Source organism: Streptomyces sp. NPDC045956, from assembly GCF_056430705.1.
In genome coordinates this window covers 181116-205113 of sequence record NZ_JBWKKZ010000008.1, presented here as the reverse complement: position 1 = coordinate 205113, position 23998 = coordinate 181116, and the positions used below count along the sequence as shown (strand labels likewise).

The window sequence follows — 23998 nt, the reverse complement described above, 5'->3', positions numbered from 1 at the left end:
TGAGCTGGTCACCCTACTAGTCCTTGGTGACGGAGCGGCACCCTCCGGCGGCGCGCTGTGCACGCGCCGACGCGTAGAGACATACGGCGGCGGCGGTCGCGAGGTTCAGACTCTCGGCCTTTCCGTGGATCGGGACACGCAGCACGGCGTCGGCGAGCGCCCGGGTCTCCTCCGGGAGCCCCCAGGCCTCGTTGCCGAAGACCCAGGCCGTGGGGCCGCCCATGGTGCCCTCGTCCAGTTCGGCGTCGAGGTCGTGCTCGCCCGCGCCGTCGGCGGCGAGGATCCGCACACCGGCGTCCCGGAGGCCGGCGACGGCGTGCTCGACGGGTACGCCCACGGCGACCGGCAGGTGGAACAGGGAGCCGACGGAGGCGCGGACGGCCTTGGGGTTGTACAGGTCGACGGAGGCGTCGGTGAGGACGACCGCCTCGGCGCCGGCGGCGTCGGCGCAGCGCAGTACGGTGCCGGCGTTGCCGGGGTCGCGGACGTGGGCGAGGACGGCGACCAGCTTCGGGCGGGCGGCGAGGATCTCGTCGAAGGGGGTGTCCAGGAAGCGGCAGACCCCGACCAGGCCCTGCGGGGTGACGGTGGTGGAGATGTCCTCGATCACCTGCTCGGCGGCGAGGTGGACCCGGGCGCCCGCGTCACGGGCGGCGCCGATGATGTCGGCGTAGCGCTCGGCGGCCTCGACGGTGGCGAACACCTCGACGAGGGTGTCCTCGTACCCCGCGGCCTCCCGCACGGCCTGCGGCCCCTCGGCGAGGAACAGCCGCTCCTTCCCCCGGAAGTTCCGCTTCGCCAGCCGCCGCGCGGCAAGAACCCGGGGGGAACGGGGGGAGATCAGCTCGGGGGCGGCGGGGCGCATGCGATTCTTCACCTTCACAAGTAGTCGACGCCGGGTGCGGGCGCGCCCCTCAGGGGCGCGGGGAACTGCGCGACCAGCCACGACGCACCCGCGGACGAGGACGGTGCGTCGGGCGGCAATCGAAGGACCCGCAGGCTCGAAGCCTGCGGGTCCTTCGACGTCGGCTCAGAGCCGGCGCAGCCTCACGCGGCCTTCGGCGCGTTCACGTCGCTCGGCAGCGCCTTCTGGGCGACCTCGACGAGCGCGGCGAACGCGGCGGCGTCGTTGACGGCCAGGTCGGCCAGGATCTTGCGGTCCACCTCGATGTTGGCGGCCTTCAGACCCTGGATGAAGCGGTTGTACGTGATGCCGTTGGCGCGGGCAGCGGCGTTGATGCGCTGGATCCACAGCTGGCGGAAGTCACCCTTGCGCTTCTTGCGGTCGTTGTAGTTGTAGACCAGCGAGTGGGTGACCTGCTCCTTGGCCTTGCGGTACAGGCGCGAACGCTGACCGCGGTAGCCGGAGGCCTGCTCGAGGATCGCCCGGCGCTTCTTGTGGGCGTTGACTGCCCGCTTGACGCGTGCCACTTGTTAACTCCTTGTAGCGGGGCCGCGGGGATGCTCACGCGGCCCGGTATCGATGGGGTCCCGGTCCAGACGTACGGCGCTCAGAGAGGGCGCCGTGACGTCACTTGCCGAGAAGCTTCTTGATCTTCGCGGCGTCGCCCGGGGCCATCTCGGCGTTGCCGGTGAGGCGACGCGTCACGCGGGACGACTTGTGCTCGAGCAGGTGGCGCTTGCCGGCGCGCTCACGGAGCACCTTGCCGGAGCCGGTGATCTTGAAGCGCTTGCTGGCACCGCTGTGCGACTTGTTCTTCGGCATAGCGCCGTTCTCTCCTCGTCGGTGGCGCTCCGGTGCCCGGTCGTGAAACCGGGCACGGTGGAGCGTCGCTTGTATCGGTTACGTCCTGGGGACCTGGGTCCCCCGGAGTCACGCCTCGGCGGGAGCCTCGGCCGGAGCCTCGGCGTCCACCTCGTCGACGTCGTCGGCCTCCGCGGCGTTCTGCGACTTGCCGGGGTTGGCCTTCGCGTCCGCCTTGCGGGCTTCCTGCGCCTGGCGAGCCTCGGCCATCGCCTCGGTCTTCTTCTTGTGCGGACCGAGGACCATGATCATGTTGCGGCCGTCCTGCTTCGGGTTCGACTCCACGAACCCGAGGTCGGCCACGTCCTCCGCGAGACGCTGCAGCAGTCGGTAGCCGAGCTCCGGCCGGGACTGCTCGCGACCACGGAACATGATCGTGATCTTGACCTTGTCGCCCTGCTTGAGGAACCGAACGACGTGACCCTTCTTGGTGTCATAGTCGTGCGGGTCGATCTTCGGCCGGAGCTTCATCTCCTTGATGACCGTGTGCGCCTGGTTCTTGCGCGCCTCACGGGCCTTCATGGCCGACTCGTACTTGAACTTCCCGTAGTCCATGAGCTTGCACACGGGCGGACGGGCGTTCGCCGCGACCTCTACGAGATCGAGGTCGTACTCCTGCGCAAGCTCCAGGGCCTTGGCAAGCGGGACAATCCCGACCTGCTCGCCGCTGGGACCGACAAGTCGCACCTCGGGAACGCGAATCCGGTCGTTGATGCGGGGCTCGGCGCTGATGGATCCTCCTCGGTAGCACCACGCGACGGTCTGGCGGACAGCCGCGTAACGTCTGTGTTCGATAGACCTAACCGCGCCGGCGCAACAAAAATGCCCCGGACGATCACAGGCGGGGCTCCTGGAACTACTACCGGAGCACCGCCGCGATGGCCGCGGGGCGCGATCTCGGGCTGGTCACCGCCGCTGGACGGGACCGCCTGACCGGTGACCCGCCGTCCTGAGGACGGCCAGGTGGGAGTTCGGAGCCTCCACTTGTGGGCCGGACTCGCTGCCGTGGGCGTGCGTGTCCGACCGGTCGTTACACAAGGTTAGCAGCTCGGCGGGGGAAGGGCTAACCGAGACCGGGTGGGGCCGGGTCGCGCGCTGCGCCTATCGTGGGCGCATGAGTGAGACCCCTCCTGAGACGCCCGACTTCGACGCCATGACCCGCGACATCGCCGAGGTCCCGGCGGTCGAGGTGATCGTGACGGTCGCCGTCAACCTGATGAGCGCCGCCGCCGTGAAGCTGGGGCTGACCGAGGAGGGCGACGCGCACAAGGACCTGGACGAGGCCCGGAAGCTGGTGCACGCGCTGGCCGGTCTGCTGGACGCGTCGGCGACGGAGATCAGCTCGTTCCACGCGGCGCCGCTGCGCGACGGGCTGAAGTCGCTCCAGCTGGCCTTCCGCGAGGCCTCGCTCGTCCCCGACGAGCCGGGCCAGGGCCCGGGCGAGAAGTACACGGGCCGGGTCTACGGCTGAGCTGCCCCCCGTGTGGCCCAGCTGTGCCGTACGCGGCCGGGCTACCCCCGCACGTACAAGGGCTCGCCCGGCGGCGTCGCCCCGGCCGGCAGCAGTGCCAGGTCGAGGCCGCGCACCAGGCGGGCCCTCAGCGTCTCGTCGGCGGCGAGACGCTCGGCGACGGCCCGGGCGGCCGTGGCCGGGTCGGCCCCGGGGTCCAGTTGCAGCGCGAGGGTGCCGTCGGCGCGCCCCGGCCCGAGGTGGGCCCGGAGCACGGCGGGCTCGGCGGCGACGGCGGTGCGCACCGCCTCCGCGACGGCCGGGTCGGCCAGCGGATCGGTCGTCGTACGCCCCTCGGCCAGCGCCAGCAGCACCGCGCCGGTCAGCTCGAAGGGCACCGGTCCGGCCAGGTCCAGGACCACCGTGTCCGCCTTCTCGTGCGCGGCCGCCTGCAAGGCCTGGTGCACGGGTACGGCGACGGGGCGGGCCGCGGGGTCCCAGCGGGCCAGCGACTCGGTGGAGGTGAAGGCGGGCAGGGCGGTGCGGTCGCCGGCCTTCAGCGTCGGGACCGCCATGTCGCTGGTCTTCTCCCGCCGCAGCCCGCCCCCCCGTCGCCCACCACCACCCTTCCAAGGGGCTTCGCGCCCTTCTTGACTGCCCTCCTCCACCTCACCGAGGACGGCCACGACGGGCACGAGCAGCCGGGCGCCCTTGAGGGCCTCCAGTACGGGGGCCAGGGCGGTCCGGTCCGCTGCCCAGGCGGCGAGCGCCGCGCTCAGCCGGGGGTCGGCCGAGCCGTCGTCGTCGGAGTAGCCGGAGTCGGGGATGTTCTTGTTCGCCACGGTCCCGACCCTAGTCGAGGGCCCGGACAGCTCGACGAGGCCCACCTCGCGAGCGTGCGGACCGGCCCGGTGATCATGGTTGGTAGCCTCGCCGGATGACCGCGACCTTCGACGACGCCGTCCGCGCCCGGCTGCGAGCTCCCCACATCTGGTACGTCGGCACCGTGTTCGCCGACGGAGCGCCGCAGGTCAGCCCCATGTGGGTGGACCTGGAGGGGGAGAACGAGCTGACCTTCAACACCTCGGCGGGCCGGGTGAAGGAGGAGAACCTGCGCCGCGACCCCCGGGTCTACCTCTCGCACGCGGACGCCGCCGACGCCTTCGACCGCGTGCAGATCAGCGGAGTGGTGTCCCGCTTCGTCGAGGGCCCGGAGGCGCACGACCGGATGGACCGGCTGGCCCGCAAGTACCTGGGCAGCGAGCGCTTCGAGTGGCTCATGCCCGGGGAGCGGCGGATCGCGGTGGTCGTGCGTCCGGTGAAGGTGCGGCACATCGTCGGGGTGGAGCGGTTCCGGCCCGGCGGTCCGGTCCCCGCTCCGTGAGGACGGGCGTCCGGCCGGGCGACCCGGTCGAGGACCGCGACGCGCTGCTGGCCTCGGCCATGGCGTCGGTGCCCGTGCCGGACGGCGCCGAGGTGTCGGTGGCGGTGTCCGACCCGGCCACGGGCGGGAGCGCCTCGTACGGCTCGGGCCTCTACGAGACGGCGAGCATCGTCAAGGTCGACATCCTGGCGGTGCTGCTGCTCCGGGCCCAGGACGCGAAGCGGGCGCCGACCGCCGAGGAGGAGGCGCACGCCGTCGCGATGATCGAGCGGAGCGACAACGACTCGGCGTCGGCGCTGTGGCGGGCGATCGGGGCCGCGGACGGGCTCGACGCCGGGAACGCGCGCTTCGGACTGACCCGCACCCGGGGAGGCGACGGCCCCCTGTGGGGGCTGACGCGGACCACGGCCGCCGACCAGGTCGCGCTGTTGCGGCAGGTGTTCGTGGCGGACGGCTCGGAGCTGAGCGAGGCCTCGCGGGCGTACGTGGGCGGGTTGATGGCGCGGATCACCGAAGGTCAGCGGTGGGGTGTGTCGGCCGCGGCCGACAATGCCGGTGGCTCGGCGTGGGCGTTGAAGAACGGCTGGCTGCGGCGCGGCACCACCGGGCTGTGGGTGGTCGACAGCATCGGGAGGGTCACGACGGGCGGCCGCGACCGTCTGGTGGCGGTCCTGTCCCGCGGCAGCGCGAGCCTGGCGGAGGGGATCGCGCTCGCCGAGGCGGCGGCGCGGACGGCGGTGTCCGTCTTCCGCGGGGCGGTCCCGCCCGGGGAGGACGGCGCGGCCTCCGGTCAGAAGTCCTCGTAGCGTCCGCGGCGGCCCCGCCACAGGACGACGGCCGCGACGATCATGACGCCGCCCGCGCCGCCCGCGAGGGGTGCCGCCCAGGCGGCGGTGGAGTCGTCGGAGGTGGCGGCCTCCGGCCCGGAGCCGAAGTACTCGTCACCGTGGGCCGCCGGCTTCAGGCCCCGCGGCTCCAGGCGTCCGGCCGCCTCGATGGCCGCGGCGGGGTCGACGAAGCCGTAGCCGCGGGAGTCGTCGCGGCCCTCTGCGGGGGCGTTGCGGGCCGTGTCCTCCAGGAGGGACTTGACCTGGGCGGGGGTGAGGTCCGGGTGGGCCGACTTGACCAGGGCGGCGGCACCGGAGACGAAGGCCGAGGCGGCGCTGGTGCCCCAGCCCTCGTAGTAGCGGTGGTCCGGGTCGGCGATGATCACGTCGACACCGGGGGCGCTGACCGTGGCGTACCAGCGGCGGGTGGAGAAGGAGGCGCGGGTGCCGTAGCGGTCGACGGCGGTCGCGGCGATCACGCCCGGGTAGGCGGCCGGGTAGGAGACGTGGTCGCCCTTCTCCCCTCCGTTGCCGGCCGAGGCGACGACGACCACGCCCTTCCTCAGGGCGTACTGGATGGCCTCGTCCTCGGCGGGTTCGGGGTGGGCGGAGGCGGAGTCGTCGCCCAGGGAGAGGTTGATGATGTCGGCGCCGTGGTCGGTGGCCCAGCGGATGCCCTCGGCGAGGGCGTTGCCGCGGGTCTTGCGGGCCTTGGCGCGGGAGGGGTCGCCGTCCTCCAGGATGACGCGCAGGGGCAGGATCTTCGCCTCCGGGGCGACGCCCATGGCGCCCTCCGCGTTGCCGGCGCCGTGGCCGTGACCGGCGATGATCCCTGCCATGGCCGTGCCGTGCCGGGCCCAGGCGCGGTCTCCCTCGCGCGCGCCGAAGCCGACCAGGTCCTTGCCGTCGAGGACGTTGCCCGCCAGGTCGGGGTGGTCGGCCTCGACCCCGGTGTCCAGGACGGCGACGGTGACGCCCGCGCCCCTGGTGGTGCGCCAGGCCTCGTCGGTGTGCAGGGCGTCCAGGGCCCACTGCTGGGCGCGGATGCCGTCGGCGTGCGCGGCGGGCGCCGGGACGAGGACCAGGGCGGCGGCGAGGAGGAGCCCCAGGGCGCCCTTCCCGCGGGCGCCGGTGTGCGGCACGGGGGCGGCGGGGCCCGCAGCGGGGTCGGCGGTCTTCACGACGGACGCTCCGTGGCCGGGCCGACGTTCTTGCGCAGGGCGCGTTCGACGCGGTCGGCGAGGCCCTGCGCCTCGTGGCCGAGGCCGGCCTGGGCGGGGGCCGAGCCCGCGCCGGACTCCATGGCCTCCTCGGCGGGCTCGGGCTCGTCGACGCCGCGGCCGTCGGCCCAGCCGGAGACGGCGTAGACGACGACGGGGCCGTCGGTGAGGACGGAGACGGTCCACGAGGCCCGCTGCCGCGCGCCGAAGCCGGCGGCGACGGTGCCCTCGGCGGCGTACGGCAGCGGCATGAGGTCCTCCCGGCGGCCCAGGTCCTCCTTCTCGAACCGGCCCGCCAGCGAGGTCATGGCGGCGGCGTCGGCCTTGGTGAAGAGCAGGCCGACGGTGGTGACGTGGCTCTGGGTGGCGTCGGTGTAGGTGGCGCGCAGCAGACGCCGGCAGCCGACGGGGTCGAGGAGCTTGGCCAGCAGCGGGTCGAAGGCGCCCTCGCAGCCGCTGTCCGGCGCGACGGCGACCCGCGTCCAGGTGCGGTCGGCGCCGCCGGGTCCGGCGCCCTGTCCCCGCACGGTGGGCGGGAACAGCTGGTCGACCGGCACGCTGTGCCACAGGTCTCCCGCCTCGGCGAACGCGCCGCGCGCACCGTCGTCGCCCGAGTCCCCGGCGAGCCAGCTGCCGGTGACGGCGCCCGTCACCAGTCCCAGCCCCAGCACGAGGCAGACGGCCGCGGCGAGGGCCTGCGCCCGCCCCCGGCCCCGTCCCCGCTCACCGAACGGGCGCGGGCGGGCGTGCTCGTCGTACCCCTCGGGCTCCCCGAACGACACCCGGGGCCGCCCCTCGCCGGTCGCCGTCGGAGCGCTCCAGGACCGCCCGGGGTCGGGGGCGGCGACCGTCCCGCCCGTCGGGCCGGACCCGGGGCGCGGCGCTGCCGCCCGTTCCGGTTCCGCCGGGACGGGGCGGAGGCGCCGGGTCGTCTCGGACGGGGCCTCCGGGGACGCCGAGGTGCGGTCGCGCGGGGTGTCGGCGGGTGCGCCCGGGCCGGCGGACGGGGGCGTCATCGGGCCGCGCCGGGACGGCCGCGTCGCGCCGGCGCCCGGCGAAGTCGCCGCGGAGGCGTCGGAGGCGGGTGTGCCGGGGCGGCGCGGTGCGGGCGGCGCCGGACGGTGGGCCCGCCGCACCCCGGCCTCCCCCGGGCCACCGCGGCCGACGGTGGGCGGGGTGTCGGGGAAACGGGCGGAGGCGCGGGGAGGCGGAGGCGCGGGCTCGGTGGCCCGGGGATCGCCGGGCCGCAGGCCCGGAAAACGCGGCCCGGCACCGGCGTCCGGGGCCTTGCGGTCGTCCTCCCGACGCGGGGCGGCCCGGCCTGTGTCCCGGCTGCCGGGCCCGTCTCCCGGGTCCTGCTCCCTCGCCGTGCGCGGTCCGGGGACGCCGTCGTCGGCGGCGGACGGGGACACGTCGTCGGCCGACGGGGACACGTCGGCGGCGCGGGACCCGTCGAAGCGCCGGGTGTTCGCGTCGCGTGCCTCCGTGTGCCGGGGGGCGGAGCGGGGCGGCGCGACCGGCGTACGCCGGTCCGTCCCGGCCGGGGCGCCGCCGGGCGCCGCCGACGGCTGTGCCGGCCGGGGCGGGCCCACGGGGCGCGGCGGAGCGGCGGGACGTCGCGGGACGCCCGCGTCCGGCGCGAGCGGCGGGGTGCCGGGGTGCGGCTGGGGCTCCGGGGCCGGCCGGGTGCCGGTGCGCGGTGGCGCGGACGGCGCAGGCGGCGTGGCGGGGCGGGGCGGGGTGCCGGGGGGCGGCGGGGTCTCCGGGCGGGGCGGGGTCCCCTGGTGCGGGGGGAGGGAGGCGCGGCGCGCTTCCGTGCTCATGCACCCCCCGTTTCCTCGGGCCCGGGCCGTTTCTCCGACGCGGGCCGGTGATGTGGTCTCCTGCCCCGGCCCGGCGTGGAGCGATCCGTCCCGGGCACGCATACCCGCACGGGAGGACCGCCACCCCGGCGCGGGCTCCGGAGCCCTGCCCCGGGGCCGTGCCGCCGTGCGTGCGCGTCACTCTACGGCGTGACCCCGCCCGGCGGGGAACCAGTCCGCGCCCCCGTGGCATTGGCCCGGAACGTCCCCCTACCCTGCGGTAATCCTGTCTGGCAGGCTGCGTCCATGACTGCGCGCGCCGCCGACCGGGCCCGTTACGACCGGGCCACCGCCCATCTGGACGCCCCCGTGGCGATCGTGGACCTGGAGGCCTTCGACGCGAACGCGGACGACCTGCGCCGCCGGGCCGGGGGGAAGCCGATCCGGGTCGCCAGCAAGTCCGTACGCTGCCGGGCCCTGCTCGAACGGGTCCTGGCGCGGGACGGTTTCGCGGGTGTCATGTCGTTCACCCTGGCCGAGTCCCTGTGGCTCGCACGCTCGGGTTTCGAGGACGTGCTGCTCGCCTACCCGTCGGCGGACCGCGCCCGGTACGCCGAACTGGCCGCCGATCCCAAGCTCGCCTCCGCCGTGACCGTGATGATCGACGATCCGGCGCAGCTGGACCTCATCGACGCGGCGCGCGACGGCGGCCGGGAAGTCGTGCGCGTGTGCCTGGAGTTGGACACCTCGCTGCGGCTGCTCGGCGGGCGCGTGCGGGTCGGGGCCCGGCGCTCCCCGCTGCACTCCCCCGCCCAGGTCGCCGACCTGGCCCGCGCGGTGGTCCGCCGGCCGGGGTTCGAGGTCGTCGGCATCATGGCGTACGAGGGGCATGTCGCCGGGGTCGGGGACGCGGTGGCGGGACGGCCGCTGCGGTCGCGGGCGGTACGGCTGATGCAGGGGGCCGCCCGCCGGGAACTCGCCGAGCGGCGTGCCGCGGTGGTGCGGGCGGTCCGGGCCGTGGTGCCCGGCCTGGAGTTCGTCAACGGCGGCGGCACGGGCAGCGTGCAGCACACCGCCGCGGAGGACGCGGTCACGGAGATCGCCGCCGGCTCCGGGCTGTACGTGCCGCGGCTGTTCGACAACTACACGTCGTTCCGCGGGCGTCCGGCGGCGCTGTTCGCCCAGCCCGTGGTCCGGCGTCCGGGGGTCGGCGTCGTGGCCGTGCTCGGCGGCGGCTACCCCGCGTCCGGCGCGCCCGGCGCCGACCGGCTGCCGGAGCCGTATCTGCCCGAAGGACTGCGCTACGACTCCCAGGAGGGGGCCGGCGAGGTGCAGACACCGCTGCTCGGCACGCCCGCCGACGACCTCCTCATCGGCGACAAGGTGTGGTTCCGGCACGCCAAGGCCGGTGAGCTGTGCGAGCGGTTCGACGCGCTGCACCTGGTCGAGGGGGACGCGGTGACGGCGACGGTGCCGACGTACCGGGGCGAGGGGCACACCTACCTGTAGGCGCGCCGGGTCAGTCCGAGGGGCCGATCCCGCTGCCCACGCCGCCGCCCGTGTCCGCGTCGCCGACGGGCCGGATGCCCTCGGTGATCCGCTCCATGTCGGCCAGGGGCGGACCGTCCTCGCCGGCGTCGAACACGTAGCGGACGAGGATCGGGGACTCGGTGCCCACGGTGGAGGGGAACACCATCGACTGCACGTAGCCGCCGGGGCCCTCGGCCGTCGTCACCCGCCAGCGCACGTAGTGGCCGGCGCGTCCGGCGACGGCGACCGGCCCGGCCGCGACCTCCTGGTGGGACTCGATGCCGCCGAAGGGCTTGTTGCCGACCAGGTCGCGGTCGTAGGCGTCGTCGGCCGCGTCCTTGATGTCCTGCTCGGCGAGGGTCTTCGGGGAGGACTCGGCGTTCGCGGTGACGGTGCGCGAGACGACGAGGCCGTGCCGGCACACCCCGCCGTCGGCGGGGCAGTCGTAGGTGCCGTCCGTGGTCATCACGACGTCGTCCTCGGCGACGTTCTTCGGCGGGACCCAGCCGTCCGGCAGCGGGAAGGTGACGCCGTTGAGCTGGTCCTCGACCGTGGTCGTGGACCCGGTCGGGGTCGGCGAGGGGGTCGGCGTCGCGGTCACCGGCGACGGGCCGGTGGGAGCGGCGGAGGACGGCGGGGTCCCGGTCCGCGGGCCGGCGTCGTCCTCGCCGAGGAAGAACGCGCCGCCGACGATCGCCGCGACCAGCACGGCCCCGGCGGCGGTGAGGGCGACGGCCCTGCCGCGGGCGGTGCCGTCCGCGGACCGCCCCTGCCCCGGGTGGCCGCCCGTGAGGAGCGGCACGGTCGACGGCTGCCCGGGCACCGGCTGCTGCGCCGGCGGCGCCCCGTACCCGGCGGGCCCGGGTGCCCGCCGGTGCTCTGTCCAGGCCGTTCCGTCCCACCACCGTTCCTGGTGCGGGGCCGACGGATCGGGGTACCAGCCGGGCGGCGGCGTCATGCTCATCCCGGCACTGTAGGACGCCGCCCGCGGTCGTCTACAGCGGTGTGACGTACGCCCCGGAGATCCCGCCGTCCACCAGGAAGTCGGTGGCGTTCACGAAGGAGGAGTCGTCGCTGGCCAGGAAGGCGACGGCGGCGGCGATCTCCTCGGCCTCGGCGAAGCGCCCGAGCGGAATGTGCACGAGGCGGCGCGCGGCGCGCTCCGGGTCCTTGGCGAACAGCTCCCGCAGGAGCGGGGTGTTGACCGGTCCGGGGCACAGGGCGTTGACACGGATGCCCTCCCGCGCGAACTGCACGCCCAGTTCCCGGGACAGGGCGAGGACGCCGCCCTTGGAGGCCGTGTACGAGATCTGCGAGGTGGCCGCGCCCATGCGGGCCACGAAGGAGGCGGTGTTGATGATGGACCCGCGGCCCTGGCGCAGCATGTGGGGGAGGGCGGCCTTGCAGCACAGGTAGACGGAGGTCAGGTTGACCTCCTGGACGCGCTTCCACGCCTCCAGGCCGGTCTCCAGGATGGAGTCGTCGTCGGGCGGCGAGATACCGGCGTTGTTGAACGCGACGTCGACGCTGCCGTAGGTGTCGTACGCCGCCGCGAACAGCGCCTCGACCTGCTCCGGGTCGGTGACGTCGGCCTTGACGAAGGTGCCGCCGATCTCGTCGGCCGCCGCCTTGCCGCGGGTCTCGTCCACGTCGCCGCAGACCACGTGCGCGCCCTCGGAGGCGAGCCGGCGGACGGAGGCGAGGCCGATGCCGCTGCCGGCCCCGGTGACGACGGCGGTGCGGCCGACGAGCCTGCGGCAGACGATGTCTTCGCTCACTGTGCGGGGTCCTCCGTGCTCGGCGGGACGTTACGGGGCGGTGCTGATGAAGACGTTCTTGGTCTCGGTGAAGGCGGTCAGCGCGTCCGGGCCGAGTTCGCGGCCGAGGCCGGACTGCTTGAACCCGCCGAACGGCGTCGCGTAGCGGACGCTGGAGTGGGAGTTGACGGACAGGTTCCCGGCCCGCACCGCCTGGGAGACGCGCAGGGCGCGGCCGACGTCCCGGGTCCAGATCGAGCCGGACAGCCCGTAGTCGGTGGCGTCGGCCAGGCGGACGGCGTCGGCCTCGTCCTCGAAGGGCAGGACGACGGCGACGGGCCCGAAGACCTCCTCGACCGCCACGCGCGCGTGCGCGTCGACGCCGGTGAGGACGGTGGGCGGGAACCAGAAGCCGGGGCCGCCCTCGGGGGCCTTGCCGCGGATGCCGTCGGCGTCCTCGGGGACGTAGGAGCGGACGCGGTCCAGCTGGGCCCGGGAGATGAGCGGGCCCATGTCGGTGCGTTCGTCGGCCGGGTCGCCGACGAGGACGGACTCGATCGCCGGGGCGAGGAGGCCCAGGAAGCGGTCGTACACCGTGCGCTGGACCAGGATGCGGGTGCGGGCGCAGCAGTCCTGGCCGGCGTTGTCGAGGAAGGACAGGGGCGCGGCGGTTGCGGCGGCCTCGATGTCGGCGTCGGCGAAGACGATGTTGGGGCTCTTGCCGCCGAGTTCCAGGGTGACGGGCTTGAGGAGCGCCGCGCCCTTGGCCGCCACCTGCCGGCCCACCGCCGTCGACCCGGTGAAGACGATCTTGGCGACGCCCGGGTGGGTGACGAGCGCGTCGCCCGCGACGGCCCCGTGTCCGGGCAGCACCTGGAGGAGTCCTTCGGGAAGCCCGGCCGCGAGGGCCAGTTCGGCCAGGCGCAGTGCGGTCAGCGGGGTCGTCTCGGCCGGCTTGAGGAGGACCGCGTTGCCCGCCGCCAGCGCGGGCGCGGTGCTCCAGGCCGCGATCGGCATGGGGAAGTTCCAGGGGGCGATGACGCCGACGACGCCGAGCGGTTCGAGGAGCGTCACGTCCAGGCCGGCGGCGACCGGGATCTGCCGGCCGGTGAGCCGCTCCACTCCCCCGGCGGCGTAGTCGAGCAGGTCGCGGACGTTCCCCGCCTCCCAGCGGGCGTTGCCGATGGTGTGCCCGGCCTCGCGGACCTCCAGGCGGGCCAGTTCCTCCAGGTGGTCGTCGACGGTGGCGGCGAACCGGCGCAGGAGCCGGGCGCGGTCGCCGGGGGCGAGGGCGGCCCAGGTCGGCTGCGCCCGCGCGGCCCGTGCGACGGCGGCGTCGACGTCGGCCGCGGTGGCCGCGGGGACGGTGGCGAGGACCTCTTCGGTGGCGGGGTTCAGCACCCGCAGGTCCTGTGCCCCCGTCGCCTCTGGTGCGGGTGCCTGGTGGGACAAGGGGGGCCTCACATGCGTTCGAAGGAGCGGCGCAGCTCCCAGTCCGTGACGGCGGCGTCGTAGGCGTCGAGTTCGACCCGCGCCATGTTGCGGTAGTGGGCGACGACCTCGTCCCCGAAGGCGGCCTTGGCGAGGGCGCTGGTCTCCCACAGCTCGGCGGCCTCGCGCAGGGTGGTCGGCACGTGCGCGTAGTCCGCCGCGTAGGCGTTGCCCGGGCACGGCTCGGGCAGCTCCAGCCGCTGCTCGACCCCGTGCAGTCCCGCCGCCACCATGCCGGCGACCGCGAGGTACGGGTTGACGTCGCCGCCGGGGAGGCGGTTCTCGAAGCGCAGGGACGGGCCGTGTCCGACGACCCGCAGGGCGCAGGTGCGGTTGTCGCGTCCCCAGGCGACGGCGGTCGGGGCGAAGGAGCCCGGCTGGAACCGCTTGTAGGAGTTGATGTGGGGTGCGTGGAGCAGGGCGAACTCGCGCAGCGCCACCAGCTGCCCGGCCAGGAAATGCCGCATGACCTCGGACATGCCGCCCTCCCCGTCCCCGGCCATGGCGCTGGTGCCGCTCTCGTCGGCGAGGGAGAGGTGGATGTGGCAGGAGTTGCCCTCGCGCTCGTTGTACTTGGCCATGAAGGTGAGGGACATGCCCTCCTGGGCGGCGATCTCCTTGGCCCCGGTCTTGTAGACGGCGTGCTGGTCGCAGGTGACCAGGGCCTCGTCGTAGCGGAAGACGATCTCGTGCTGGCCGGGATTGCACTCGCCCTTGGCGGACTCGACGGTGAGGCCCGCGCCGGCCATCTCGTTGCGGATGCGGCGGAGCAGGGGCTCGACGCGGCCGGTGCCGAGGACGGAGTAGTCGATGTTGTACTGGTTGGCCGGGGTCAGCCCGCGGTAGTTAGCGTCCCAGGCCTGCTCGTAGGTGTCCCGGAAGACGATGAACTCCAGTTCCGTGCCGACCAGCGCGCTCAGGCCGTGTCCGGCGAGGCGTTCGAGCTGGCGGCGCAGGATCTGGCGGGGCGCGGCGGGCACCGGTGAGCCGTCCTCCCAGGCCAGGTCGGCGACGACCATCGCGGTGCCCTCGTTCCAGGGCAGCCGGCGCAGGGTCTCCTGGTCCGGGCGCATGGCGAAGTCGCCGTAACCGCGGTCCCAGGAGGACATCGCGTAGCCGTCGACGGTGTTCATGTCGGCGTCGACGGCGAGGAGGTAGTTGCAGCCCTCGGTGCCGTGCCGGAGGACCTCGTCCAGGAAGAAGCGCGCGGCGAACCGCTTGCCCTGGAGGCGTCCCTGCATGTCGGGGAAGGCCAGGACGACGGTGTCGATCTCACCGCCGGCGACGAGTGCGTGCAGTTCCTCGACCCCGAGGGGGGGTGTGCGGTCTGGCACGGGGAGAGCCTCCTTGTGACCGGGAGCCATAAGGTATTGCGGACGACCATTGCTTGGGAAGGGGGCGCGGCCGCATGCCGGAGGGAAACGGGGGGAGCGTGACGGACCGGCTCGCGCCGGTGCTGCGGACGGTGCGGGCCGGCAACGGCTTCGAGGAGGCACTGGAGCAGATCCTCCAGGTCGTGCGGCTGGGCCTGGTGTCGGGGGGCGAGCGGCTGCCGGCCGAGCGGGAGCTGGCGGAGCGGCTGGGGATCAGCCGGGTCACGCTCCGCGAGGTGCTGCGGGTACTCCAGGACCAGGGGCTGGTGGAGGCCCGACGCGGCCGGTACGGCGGGACGTTCGTACGGGCGAGGGCGGACGCCGGCGGCGAGGACGAGCTGCGGCGCCGGGTCGCCGGGGTCGACATCGAGGACGTGCTGCGCTTCCGGGAGGTGCTGGAGGTGGGCGCGGCCGGGCTGTGCGCGGCGCACGGGCTGACGGAGCCGCAGGCGGCGCGGCTGCGCGAGGCGCTGGCCGGGACGCGGGACGCGCCGCTGGCCTCCTACCGGCGGCTGGACACGCGGCTGCACCTCACCCTCGCCGAGCTGTCCGGCTCACCGGCCCTGGCCGGGCAGTACGCCGCCGTCCGGGCCGGTCTGAACGACCTGCTGGACTGCATCCCGCTCCTGGTGCGCAACCTGGAGCACTCGCAGCGGCAGCACACCGCGCTCGTGGCGGCGGTGCTCGACGGGGACGCCGACGGGGCGCGGGAGATCGCTCGGGAGCACTGCGCGGGGACGGCGGCGCTGCTGCGCGGGTTCCTGGCCTGACTGGCCCGACTGGCCCGACTGGCCCGACGCGCGTCCGCGTCTTGCCGTGACGCCGGTGCCCGGCAAAGGTATGGGAACGAGCCATTGCGAGCCGTGACGAAGGAGGTCGGATGGCGGGCATGCCGCTGGTCGGCGTCAGTACGTACCTGGAGACCGGGGCGCGCTGGGGCGTGTGGGAGCTGGAGGCGGCGCTGTTGCCCGCCGGGTACCCGCGGCTCGTGCAGCGGGCGGGCGGACTGGCTGTGATGCTCCCGCCGGACGCGCCGGAGCGGGCCGCCGCCACCGTCGCCCGCCTGGACGCGGTGGTGATCGCGGGCGGCCCGGACGTGGACCCGGTCCGCTACGGCGCCGAACGGGACCCGCGCACCGGACCGCCCGCCCGCGCCCGGGACACCTGGGAACTGGCGCTCATCGAGGCGGCCCTGGACGCGGGCGTCCCCCTGCTGGGCGTCTGCCGGGGCATGCAGCTGCTGAACGTCGCCCTGGGCGGCACCCTCGTCCAGCACATCGAGGGCCACGCCGAGGCGGTCGGGGTCTTCGGCGGCCACCCGGTCACGCCGGTGCCGGGAACGCGGTACGCCGGTGTCGTGCCCGAGGAGGTGTTCGTGCCGACCTACCACCACCAGGCGGTGGACCGGATCGGTACCGGGCTGGTCCCCTCGGCCCACGCCGCGGACGGCACCGTCGAGGCCCTCGAACTGCCGTCCGGCCGGGGCTGGGCCCTCGGCGTGCAGTGGCACCCGGAGATGGGCGAGGACGTACGGGTGATGGCGGCGCTGGTGAACGCGGCGGCGCCGGGCTGAGCCACCCGGCCCCGGCGCCCACGGCGCGTGCCGCACGCCCTGGCCCGCCACCGCCACCAGGTCTCCCGCCTGCCACCGGGTCCCGCGTTACGACCGCGTCCCGTGCCCGCCCGCGCGGCCTACGCCCGCGTCAGCGACAGCAGGTGCCGGGCCGGGCCGGTCGGGCGGTGGCCCGTGGGCCAGACCGCCCGCAGGTCGCGGGCCAGGGCGACGTCCGCCACCGGCACGCTCACCAGGCGCCGGGTCGTGAGTTCCTCGCCGACGGCGAGTTCGCTGAGGACGGAGGGGCCGGCCCCGCTCACCGCGGCCGCCTTGACGGCGGTGGTCGACGACAGCTCGATCAGGGGGCGGGCCAGCCCGCCCAGCGCCGCGTCCAGGACCTGCCGGGTGCCGGAGCCCTGCTCCCGCAGGATCAGCGGGGTGGCGGCCAGCTCCGTCGCCTCCAGCGGGCGCCGGCGACGGGCCCAGGGATGGCCCGGAGCCGCCACGACGAGCAGGCGGTCGTGGGCGATGACGGCCGAGTCGAGACCCGCCGGGACGCTCACGCCCTCCACGAAGCCCAGGTCGGCCTCGCCGGACAGCAGGCGCTCCGCCACCGCCGCGGAGTTCCCGGCGAGCAGCGACACCGCGGTGTCCGGCAGTTGGGTGCGCAGCGCGACCAGCCAGCCCGGCAGCAGGTACTCGGCGATCGTCATGCTCGCCGCCACCCGCAGCCGCGAGTCCCGCCGGTCCCGCAGCGCCTGCGCTCCCGCGTCGAACGCCTCGGCGGCCTCCACGATCCGGCGCGCCCAGTCCGTGACCAGTGCCCCGGCGTCGGTGAGCCGCGAGCCGCGCGGCGACCGGTCCACCAGGGCGACCCCCAGCTGGCGCTCCATCGACCGGATGCGGCTGCTGGCGGCCGGCTGGGTGATGCCCAGCTCGCGCGCCGCCCCGCCGAGGCTGCCGAGCCGCGCCACGGCCAGCAGCAGTTCCATGGCGCCGAGGTCCGGCACCCGGTGTGCCAGGGAGCCCGCCACGTGCCGCCCCCGTGCGTCCTGCCCGCCCTCCGCACCGCCCGTGTCGCCCGCGCTGCCCGTACCGCTGCTCATAACCCCAGCTTATGCCCTCATAGAGGAATGGTCCCTGGTCAGGGCTTTCGGCCACCGGGACCGTGGACGCATGGTCACCGCAGCCCACTCCCGCCCCGTCACAGCGGAGCCGCCCCTGTCCCCCACAGCCGCCGCCCGCCGGGCCCCCTGCGTCCGTCACCTCGGGCCCAACTGGTACGCCTGCGTCATGGGCACCGCCGTCGTCGGCACCGCGGGGGCCGCACTGCCCTGGCACGTACCCGGCTGGCGCACCCTGTGCACCACGGTCTGGGCGCTGTCCCTCCTCCTGCTCGGGGCGCTGCTGGTGGCCCGCTCCCTGCACTGGCTCCACCATCGCGACCAGGCCCGTGCCCATCTCCTCGACCCGGCGGCGGCCCCGTTCTACGGCTGTCTGTCGATGGCACTGCTGGCCGTCGGCAGCGGGTCCGTCACCCTGGGCCGCGACTGGATCGGCGCCTCCGCCTCGGTCGCCCTGTGCGCCGTGCTGTTCGCCGCGGGCACGGCCGTCGGGCTCACGGTCGCGGTCGCGGTGCCGTACCTGATGGCGGTGCGGCACCGGATCGAGCCGGGGCAGGCGGGCCCGGTGTGGCTGCTGCCGCTGGTCGCGCCGATGGTCTCCGCGGCCGTCGGACCGCTCCTGGTCCCGCACCTCCCGCCGGGACAGCCGCGCGCGACGCTGCTGCTCGCCTGCGTCGCCCTGTTCGGGATGAGCCTGCTGGCGACGCTGGTGACGCTGCCCCTGATCTTCGGCCGGCTGCTCACCGGCGGTCCGCTGCCGCTCGCGCTGACCCCGACGCTCTTCCTGGTGCTGGGCCCGCTCGGGCAGTCGACGACCGCGGTGGGGCAGTTCGCGGAGGTGGCCCCGGGCGTCCTCCGGGGCCCTTACGCCACGGGGTTCGAGGTGTTCGGCGTCCTGTACGGCGTTCCCGTGCTGGGCTTCGCGCTGATGTGGCTGGGGCTCGCCGCCGCGCACGTCGTGCGGGCCCGGCGCGAGGGCATGGGGTTCTCGATGACGTGGTGGTCGTTCACCTTCCCGGTGGGCACCTGCGTCACCGGCTCCGAGGCACTGGCCCGGCACACGGGACTGGCCGCCTACGACGCCCTCACCGTCGTCCTGTACGGGGTCCTCGTCGCCGCCTGGGCCGTAGCCGCCGTGCACACCGCGCGCGGCGTGGTCAGCGGCGCGCTGCTCGCAGGGCCGCGTCCAGTACCCGGGGCGCCTCGGCCAGCGACGGCCCGTACCAGGTGAGGAACCGGCCGTCGACGAGGGCGCAGGGCACGCCGGGGAAGGCCTCGGGTCCGTCCTCGGCGGTGAAGCGGTACGGCTCGTCCGGCAGCACGACGAGGTCCGGGCGGGCCGCACGGAGCTCCTCGACGGGCACCTTCGGGTAGCGCTCGGCGTGCCCGGCGTACAGGTGGTCGACGCCGAGGCGGGCCAGCACGTCGCCGGCGAAGGTGTCTCGGCCCAGCACCATCCAGGGCCTGCGCCAGACCGGGACGACGGCGCGGCGGCGCCCCTCCCGGAAGGCGCCCGGCGACGCCGCCCAGGCCGCCTCCGCCTCGTCCAGCCACCGGGGCCGGGCCGGCGCGCCGCAGGCCGTCAGCACCCGGTCCAGTTCGGTGAGGGCCTGCGGCACCGTACGCACCTCGGTCACCAGCACCTCGACGCCCGCCGCGCGCAGGGTGTCCAGGTCGGCCGGGCGGTTCTCCTCCTCGTTGGCGATCACGAGGTCGGGTGCGAGGGCGAGGATCCGGTCGGTCCTCGGGTTCTTGGTGCCGCCGACCCGGACGACGTCGAGCCCGGCCGGGTGCGTGCACCAGTCGGTGGCCCCGGCCAGCACGCCCGGGAGCGTCACGGCGACGGCCTCGGTCAGCGACGGGACCAGGGAGACCGCCCTCACCGGCACGCCCTCACCAGCACGGCCTCACCGGCGGGGCCCTTCCCGGACCGCCTCGATGTGCTCGGCCACGGCGACCACGACCAGCCGGGTGTCGGGCACCGTGGCCCGCCACCGGTGCCGCACCCCGCCGGTGAGGTACAGCGTGTCGCCGCGCCCCAGCCGGTAGGCGCGGCCCTCCGCCTCGATCTCGACGGCGCCCTCGGTGACGAACATCAACTGGTCGTTGCGGTACTGCAGTTCGCGTCCGGCGTCATGGTCGCCGGTGAACTCGGAGGCGTGCATCTGGTGGTGTCCGCGCACCAGGGAGCGCACCCGGGGCGCCAGCTCCGGATCGGGGTCCTCGGCCCGCACCACGTCCACGCTGCACGCGGGGTCGGCGGCGGCGAGCAGCTCCACGGCGGTGGTGCGCAGCGCGTCGGCCACCTTCTCCAGGGAGGTCTGACTGGGCCGCGCCCGGTCGTTCTCGACCTGGCTGAGGAAGGGCACGGACAGGCCGCTGCGCTCGGAGACGACGGCGAGGGTGAGCTCCAGGGCCCGGCGCCGACGCCGCACGGCCGCGCCCACCCGCAGGTGCTGATCCTTGTGGTCGCCCATCGCTCCGGCTCCCTCCTTCACCCGTCGCCGTACCGCCGCGGCACCCCGCACCGGACGCCGTTCTCCTGTTGAGTTCTCTGCACCCTACGCATGTTCGGCAAACCGTTTCATGCGGCCGTCACATCGGTGTCACGGTGCGGTGGCCGCGACCTCACAGTTCTCGCCATCGCGCGGCCCGCCCGTCCGCGGTCGCGGACGCCTTACCGGTTCAAGGCGCGGGCGGCCCTCCGTGTTCCCGCCAGTCCCCGCGACCCCCGCGGGCGGAGGCCAGGGCAGGGGGTGGCGCTCCGTGGTTGGCCAGATCTTTGCCGTGCCCCGGCGGACACGGCCGAGGGGTGGGTCCGGTCGCGTCTCCTGACGGAGCGCGGCGGGACCCACCCCTCGGGGCGGCCGGTTCGGCGGTGCCGGACCGGTGTCGTGCCGACGTACTACTGCGGGGTCATCCGGCCGACCATGTCCGGGTGCTCCTCGAGCCAGGCCGCGACGGCTTCCTCCTCGTGCCCCTGCCCGCGGTCCTTGATCTCGGCCTCCAGGGTGCCGAGCTCGTCCTCGGTCATGTGGAAGTCCTTGATCCACTCGGTGAGCTGCGGGTACTGCTCGGGGAACTTCTTGCTGGAGATGGTGCGGATCGTGTTGCCCTCGCCGAAGGCCTTCTTGGGGTCCTTCAGCTTGGTCAGCTCGTAGTCGCTGTAGGCCCAGTGCGGGGACCACAGGGTGACCGCGACCGGCTCCTTCTTGGCGTAGGCCCGCTTCAGCTCGGCCAGCATGGCCGGCGTGGAGCCGTCCACGACCTCGTACTCGTCCTCCAGGCCGTAGCCCGGCAGCACCTCGTTCTTGGCGAGCTGCATCTCACCGGTGCCGGGCTCGATGCCGATGATCTTCCCGTCGAAGAGGTCGCCCTTGCCCTTGAGGTCCGCGAGGGACTTGACGTCCTTCACGTAGGAGGGGACGGCGATCTCCAGGGAGGTCGGCTCGTACCAGGTACCGAGGTCGGTGAGGTTGTCCTTGTTCTTCTCCCAGTAGTTCTTCTGGGCGTGCGGCAGCCAGGCGTCGAAGTTGAGGTCGAGGTCGCCGGAGGCCAGACCGGTGTAGACCGGTCCGACGTCCATCTGCTTCAGGTTCATCTTGTAGCCGCGGCGCTCCAGGACGTTCTTCCACAGGTAGGTGACGGCGACGTCCTCCTCCCAGGGGAACCAGGCCACGTCCAGGGTGCGCTTCGCCTCGGCCGGGGTGCCGCCGGCGGCGCCCTCGACCGGGGCGAGCTTGTCGACCAGCCCCGGGTTGCCCTTCAGCCAGGTGCGGACGGCGTCCTGCTGCTTGCCCTTGCCGGCCTTGTTGATCTCGGCCTCCAGGCTGGTGAGCTGCTTCTCGTCCAGCGTGAAGTCCTTCATCCACTTCGCGGCCGTCGGGTCGTCCCCGGCGAAGCCCTTGCGGGACAGCGTGTGCACGCCGTCGCCCTCGCCCCAGGCGCCCTTCGGGTCCTTGAGCTTCTTCAGGTCCAGGTCGTTGTACGCCCAGTGCGGGGACCAGAGCGTGACGACGATCGGTTCCTTCTTGCTCATGGCCCGCTTCAGCTCGGCCAGCATCGCCGGCGTCGAGCTGTCGACGACCTTGTACTCCTTGTCGAGGCCGTACGCCTTGGCGACCTTGTCCTTCAGCAGGGCCATCTCGCCGGCGCTGGACTCGATGCCGGTGATCTTGCCGCCGAACAGGTCGGCCTTGCCCTTGAGGTCCGCCAGCGTGTTGACGTCCTTCATGTACGCCGGGACGGTCAGCTCCAGCGAGGTCTCGTCGTACCAGGAGCCCAGGTCGTCGAGCCGGTCGCCGTACTTCTTCCAGTACTGCTCGTGGGTGGTCGGCAGCCAGGAGTTGGTGACGATGTCGATGTCGCCCTGCGCCAGCGAGGTGTAGAGCGGGCCGGCGTCGAACTGCTTGGCCTCGACCTCGTAGCCGCGCTGTTCGAGGATCTCCTTCCACAGGAACGTGGAGGCGACGCCCTCGTCCCACGGGACGTAGCCGAGGGTGACCTTCTTGCCCTCACCGACGTTCTTGCCGTCGGCGACGGACTCGGAGTCGCCGGAGCCGCCGAACATCCCCATGCCGCCGGCCACCAGGGCCAGGATCACGACGCCGACCACGGCGACCTGCGGGCGGGGACGGTAGGACCAGATCTTGAGGCCACCCGCGGCCCGCGCCTTGGCGGCGGCGCGCCGGCCCAGCGGCGAGACCTGGGTGCCCAGGGCGCTGGTCATGCGGTCCAGGTAGATCGCCAGGATCACGATGGCGACACCGGCCTCGGAGCCGAGGCCCACGTTGAGCTGGCCGATGGCCTCGTTGACGTCGCCGCCGAGGCCGCCGGTGCCGACCATGCCGGCGATCGCGGCCATGGACAGGCCGAGCATGATGACCTGGTTGACGCCCGCCATCACCGTCGGCAGGGCCAGCGGGAGCTGGACGCGCAGCAGGGTGTTGCGCGGGGTGGTGCCGAAGGCCTCGGCGGCCTCGACCAGCTCCTTGTCGACCTGGCGGATGCCCAGCTCGGTCATGCGCACGCCCGGGGCGAGCGCGAAGATCAGGGTGGCGACGATGCCCGCGGAGGCGCCGGTGCCGAAGAACAGGATCGCCGGGATGAGGTAGATCATCGCGGGCAGCGTCTGCATGAAGTCCAGCACCGGCCGCACCAGGCCGCTGACCCGGTCGGAGCGGGCCGCCCAGATGCCGACGGGCACCGCGATCACGAGCGCGATGATGGTGGCCACCAGCACCAGCGCCAGGGTGATCATCGCGTTCTCCCACAGCTCCATGGAGATGATGAACGCGAATCCCAGGAAGGTGAGGACACCGGCGACCGTGCCGCGCAGCCAGAAGGCGATGATCGCGAAGATGCCGACGAGGAGCAGCGGTTCGGGCGCCTGGAGGACGGCGTTGATGCCGTCGTAGGTGCCGGTGAAGACGGTCTTGAGGAAGTCGAAGAGCCAGGAGACGTGGCCGAGCAGCCAGTCGACGGCGTCGTTGACCCAGTCGCCGAGCGGAATCCTAGGCACGGGCCATCACCTTCTCGCCGCCCTTGTCGCGCGGGGAGTCGCAGGTGCCGGCCTCGGCCTGCTCGTCGCCGAGGAAGCCGACGAGGCGCCGGGAGGGGACCACTCCGACGAGGTCGCCGTCCTTGACGACGGCCACGGCGTGCGGCACGCGCGCGCTGATGGCGCACAGCTCGGTGAAGGGCGTGTCGGGCGTCGCCGTCTCGCACGTGCAGTCGGCCTCGTCGCCGCGCACGTCGGTCTCCATGACCGCGCGGGCGGTGAGGACGCGCGAGCGGTCGACGTCCTGGGTGAAGGAGGCGACGTAGTCGTTGGCGGGGCGTATCAGGATGTCCTGCGCGGTGCCTATCTGCACGATGCTGCCGTCGCGCATCACGGCGATGCGGTCGCCCAGGCGCATGGCCTCGTTGAGGTCGTGGGTGATGAAGACGATGGTCTTCTTCAGGGTCTTCTGCAGTTCGAGCAGCTGGTCCTGCATGTCCCGGCGGATCAGCGGGTCGAGGGCGCTGAAGGACTCGTCCATGAGCAGCAGGTCGGCGTCGGTGGCGAGCGCGCGGGCGAGACCGACGCGCTGCTGCATACCGCCGGACAGCTCGTCCGGCCAGGACTTCTCCCAGCCGGCCAGGCCGCACAGGGCGAGCGCCTCGTCGGCGCGGCGTTCGCGCTCGGCGCGGGGCACGCCCTGCACTTCGAGGCCGTAGGCAGCGTTGTCACGGACGCTGCGGTGCGGGAAGAGCGCGAAGTGCTGGAAGACCATGCTGATCTGCTTCGAGCGGACCTCGCGCAGTCCGCGGTCGCCCAGCTCCGTCAGGTCCTGGCCGCCGAAGCGGACGTGCCCGGCGGTCGGCTCCAGCAGACCGTTGAGCATGCGCAGCAGCGTCGACTTCCCGGACCCGGACAGTCCCATGACGACGAAGATCTCGCCGGGCTCCACGGTGAAGGACGCGTCGATGACGGCGGCCGTGGTGCCGTCGGCCCGCAGTTCCTCCCGGTCGACCCCTTGGCGCAGTCGTTCGACCGCCTGGTCCGGTTTTCTGCCGAAGACCTTGTACAGGTTCTCGGCCTCTAGCCTCGCTGACACGCTTACCTCTTGGCTCGGGGGCAGGGACAGGGGCACGAGGACTCGTCGGCACAAGGAACCGTCGGAGCGGGCGCCCGTCGACACGGGCACCCGTCGGTCCGAAGACTCTCTGATCCGAAGA

At 74.0% G+C, this 23998-nt stretch carries 23 protein-coding genes; 7 read left to right on the top strand and 16 right to left on the bottom strand.

Features of this window, described 5'->3' with window-relative positions; all coding sequences use genetic code 11:
- Positions 1-16: 16 nt before the first annotated feature.
- The 4 genes from AC07FV_RS22385 to infC form a co-directional block, all read right to left on the bottom strand.
- On the bottom strand, positions 17-865 hold the full coding sequence (locus AC07FV_RS22385) for a TrmH family RNA methyltransferase (protein ID WP_366768237.1): 849 nt from the start codon (positions 863-865) through the stop codon (positions 17-19).
- A 182-nt stretch (positions 866-1047) separates the two neighbouring features.
- Positions 1048-1431, bottom strand: a complete 384-nt coding sequence (rplT, locus tag AC07FV_RS22380) for a 50S ribosomal protein L20 (protein ID WP_053128232.1) — start codon at positions 1429-1431, stop codon at positions 1048-1050.
- Positions 1432-1531: 100 nt separating this feature from the next.
- On the bottom strand, positions 1532-1726 hold the full coding sequence (rpmI, locus tag AC07FV_RS22375; RefSeq protein WP_003977225.1) for a 50S ribosomal protein L35: 195 nt from the start codon (positions 1724-1726) through the stop codon (positions 1532-1534).
- Between the two features lie 108 nt (positions 1727-1834).
- A complete protein-coding gene (gene infC, locus AC07FV_RS22370) occupies positions 1835-2497 on the bottom strand; it encodes a translation initiation factor IF-3 (RefSeq protein WP_356606209.1) in 663 nt (220 codons plus the stop codon).
- Positions 2498-2879: 382 nt separating this feature from the next.
- Here infC and AC07FV_RS22365 point away from each other — a divergent pair, with 382 nt between their 5' ends.
- Positions 2880-3236 (top strand): DUF1844 domain-containing protein, encoded by a 357-nt coding sequence (locus AC07FV_RS22365; protein WP_053128235.1) that lies wholly within the window; start codon positions 2880-2882, stop codon positions 3234-3236.
- A 41-nt stretch (positions 3237-3277) separates the two neighbouring features.
- Here the strand turns inward: AC07FV_RS22365 and AC07FV_RS22360 are convergent, their stop codons facing one another.
- Positions 3278-4057 carry an SseB family protein gene (locus AC07FV_RS22360; protein ID WP_479089090.1) on the bottom strand — a complete coding sequence of 260 codons (780 nt, stop codon included), beginning with the start codon at positions 4055-4057 and terminating at the stop codon, positions 3278-3280.
- A gap of 95 nt (positions 4058-4152) precedes the next feature.
- On the opposite strand from AC07FV_RS22360, the gene AC07FV_RS22355 reads away from it, so the two are divergent.
- Positions 4153-4599, top strand: a complete 447-nt coding sequence (locus AC07FV_RS22355) for a TIGR03618 family F420-dependent PPOX class oxidoreductase (RefSeq protein ID WP_479089089.1) — start codon at positions 4153-4155, stop codon at positions 4597-4599.
- A 59-nt stretch (positions 4600-4658) separates the two neighbouring features.
- Positions 4659-5405 carry a serine hydrolase gene (locus AC07FV_RS22350; protein ID WP_479089256.1) on the top strand — a complete coding sequence of 249 codons (747 nt, stop codon included), beginning with the start codon at positions 4659-4661 and terminating at the stop codon, positions 5403-5405.
- On the opposite strand, the gene mycP is transcribed toward AC07FV_RS22350, so the two are convergent.
- Positions 5390-6607, bottom strand: coding sequence for a type VII secretion-associated serine protease mycosin (gene mycP / locus AC07FV_RS22345; protein ID WP_479089088.1), 1218 nt, complete (start codon positions 6605-6607; stop codon positions 5390-5392). The two genes, AC07FV_RS22350 and mycP, sit on opposite strands and share 16 nt — an antisense overlap.
- Positions 6604-8469: a hypothetical protein gene (locus AC07FV_RS22340; protein WP_479089087.1), complete on the bottom strand. Its 1866-nt coding sequence runs from the start codon at positions 8467-8469 to the stop codon at positions 6604-6606. The genes mycP and AC07FV_RS22340 overlap by 4 nt, the downstream gene beginning before the upstream one ends.
- A 285-nt stretch (positions 8470-8754) precedes the next feature.
- Here AC07FV_RS22340 and AC07FV_RS22335 point away from each other — a divergent pair, with 285 nt between their 5' ends.
- Complete coding sequence (locus tag AC07FV_RS22335; RefSeq protein ID WP_479089086.1) at positions 8755-9957, top strand: amino acid deaminase/aldolase; 1203 nt, start codon at positions 8755-8757, stop codon at positions 9955-9957.
- 10 nt (positions 9958-9967) lie between these two features.
- Here the strand turns inward: AC07FV_RS22335 and AC07FV_RS22330 are convergent, their stop codons facing one another.
- Genes AC07FV_RS22330 through AC07FV_RS22315 form a run of 4 tightly spaced genes read right to left on the bottom strand, consistent with a single transcriptional unit; the run spans position 9968 to position 14560 of the window.
- Complete coding sequence (locus tag AC07FV_RS22330; protein WP_479089255.1) at positions 9968-10936, bottom strand: DUF2510 domain-containing protein; 969 nt, start codon at positions 10934-10936, stop codon at positions 9968-9970.
- Between the two features lie 37 nt (positions 10937-10973).
- Positions 10974-11756, bottom strand: coding sequence for a 3-oxoacyl-ACP reductase (locus AC07FV_RS22325; protein ID WP_479089085.1), 783 nt, complete (start codon positions 11754-11756; stop codon positions 10974-10976).
- 30 nt (positions 11757-11786) lie between these two features.
- Positions 11787-13187 carry an aldehyde dehydrogenase family protein gene (locus AC07FV_RS22320; protein WP_479089084.1) on the bottom strand — a complete coding sequence of 467 codons (1401 nt, stop codon included), beginning with the start codon at positions 13185-13187 and terminating at the stop codon, positions 11787-11789.
- Positions 13188-13195: 8 nt separating this feature from the next.
- Positions 13196-14560, bottom strand: coding sequence for a glutamine synthetase family protein (locus AC07FV_RS22315; RefSeq protein ID WP_479089083.1), 1365 nt, complete (start codon positions 14558-14560; stop codon positions 13196-13198).
- Positions 14561-14634: 74 nt separating this feature from the next.
- On the opposite strand from AC07FV_RS22315, the gene AC07FV_RS22310 reads away from it, so the two are divergent.
- Positions 14635-15369: a FadR/GntR family transcriptional regulator gene (locus AC07FV_RS22310; RefSeq protein ID WP_479089082.1), complete on the top strand. Its 735-nt coding sequence runs from the start codon at positions 14635-14637 to the stop codon at positions 15367-15369.
- A 110-nt stretch (positions 15370-15479) separates the two neighbouring features.
- Positions 15480-16172 (top strand): gamma-glutamyl-gamma-aminobutyrate hydrolase family protein, encoded by a 693-nt coding sequence (locus tag AC07FV_RS22305; RefSeq protein ID WP_479089081.1) that lies wholly within the window; start codon positions 15480-15482, stop codon positions 16170-16172.
- Between the two features lie 119 nt (positions 16173-16291).
- Here AC07FV_RS22305 and AC07FV_RS22300 read toward each other — a convergent pair whose 3' ends face one another.
- The gene (locus AC07FV_RS22300) at positions 16292-17260 is read right to left on the bottom strand and encodes a LysR family transcriptional regulator (protein ID WP_479089080.1); all 969 of its coding nucleotides are present in this window, start codon (positions 17258-17260) and stop codon (positions 16292-16294) included.
- Positions 17261-17330: 70 nt separating this feature from the next.
- Here AC07FV_RS22300 and AC07FV_RS22295 point away from each other — a divergent pair, with 70 nt between their 5' ends.
- Complete coding sequence (locus AC07FV_RS22295; RefSeq protein ID WP_479089079.1) at positions 17331-18509, top strand: TDT family transporter; 1179 nt, start codon at positions 17331-17333, stop codon at positions 18507-18509.
- Here AC07FV_RS22295 and AC07FV_RS22290 read toward each other — a convergent pair.
- From AC07FV_RS22290 to AC07FV_RS22275, 4 genes are all read right to left on the bottom strand, one after another.
- Positions 18436-19161, bottom strand: coding sequence for a helical backbone metal receptor (locus AC07FV_RS22290; RefSeq protein WP_479089254.1), 726 nt, complete (start codon positions 19159-19161; stop codon positions 18436-18438). The genes AC07FV_RS22295 and AC07FV_RS22290 overlap by 74 nt on opposite strands.
- A gap of 24 nt (positions 19162-19185) precedes the next feature.
- Positions 19186-19755 carry a helix-turn-helix domain-containing protein gene (locus AC07FV_RS22285; RefSeq protein ID WP_356605885.1) on the bottom strand — a complete coding sequence of 190 codons (570 nt, stop codon included), beginning with the start codon at positions 19753-19755 and terminating at the stop codon, positions 19186-19188.
- Positions 19756-20183: 428 nt separating this feature from the next.
- The gene (locus tag AC07FV_RS22280; RefSeq protein WP_479089078.1) at positions 20184-22799 is read right to left on the bottom strand and encodes an ABC transporter permease/substrate binding protein; all 2616 of its coding nucleotides are present in this window, start codon (positions 22797-22799) and stop codon (positions 20184-20186) included.
- Positions 22792-23877, bottom strand: coding sequence for a quaternary amine ABC transporter ATP-binding protein (locus tag AC07FV_RS22275; RefSeq protein ID WP_479089077.1), 1086 nt, complete (start codon positions 23875-23877; stop codon positions 22792-22794). The genes AC07FV_RS22280 and AC07FV_RS22275 overlap by 8 nt, the downstream gene beginning before the upstream one ends.
- Positions 23878-23998: the final 121 nt, after the last annotated feature.

Coding starts and splice junctions, on each gene's coding strand:
- AC07FV_RS22385 (WP_366768237.1), bottom strand. CDS start 865: ATGCGCCCCGCCGCCCCCGAGCTGATCTCCCCCCGTTCCCCCCGGGTT.
- rpmI (WP_003977225.1), bottom strand. CDS start 1,726: ATGCCGAAGAACAAGTCGCACAGCGGTGCCAGCAAGCGCTTCAAGATC.
- AC07FV_RS22365 (WP_053128235.1), top strand. CDS start 2,880: ATGAGTGAGACCCCTCCTGAGACGCCCGACTTCGACGCCATGACCCGC.
- AC07FV_RS22355 (WP_479089089.1), top strand. CDS start 4,153: ATGACCGCGACCTTCGACGACGCCGTCCGCGCCCGGCTGCGAGCTCCC.
- AC07FV_RS22350 (WP_479089256.1), top strand. CDS start 4,659: ATGGCGTCGGTGCCCGTGCCGGACGGCGCCGAGGTGTCGGTGGCGGTG.
- AC07FV_RS22340 (WP_479089087.1), bottom strand. CDS start 8,469: ATGAGCACGGAAGCGCGCCGCGCCTCCCTCCCCCCGCACCAGGGGACC.
- AC07FV_RS22335 (WP_479089086.1), top strand. CDS start 8,755: ATGACTGCGCGCGCCGCCGACCGGGCCCGTTACGACCGGGCCACCGCC.
- AC07FV_RS22330 (WP_479089255.1), bottom strand. CDS start 10,936: ATGACGCCGCCGCCCGGCTGGTACCCCGATCCGTCGGCCCCGCACCAG.
- AC07FV_RS22310 (WP_479089082.1), top strand. CDS start 14,635: ATGCCGGAGGGAAACGGGGGGAGCGTGACGGACCGGCTCGCGCCGGTG.
- AC07FV_RS22305 (WP_479089081.1), top strand. CDS start 15,480: ATGGCGGGCATGCCGCTGGTCGGCGTCAGTACGTACCTGGAGACCGGG.
- AC07FV_RS22300 (WP_479089080.1), bottom strand. CDS start 17,260: ATGAGCAGCGGTACGGGCAGCGCGGGCGACACGGGCGGTGCGGAGGGC.
- AC07FV_RS22295 (WP_479089079.1), top strand. CDS start 17,331: ATGGTCACCGCAGCCCACTCCCGCCCCGTCACAGCGGAGCCGCCCCTG.
- AC07FV_RS22285 (WP_356605885.1), bottom strand. CDS start 19,755: ATGGGCGACCACAAGGATCAGCACCTGCGGGTGGGCGCGGCCGTGCGG.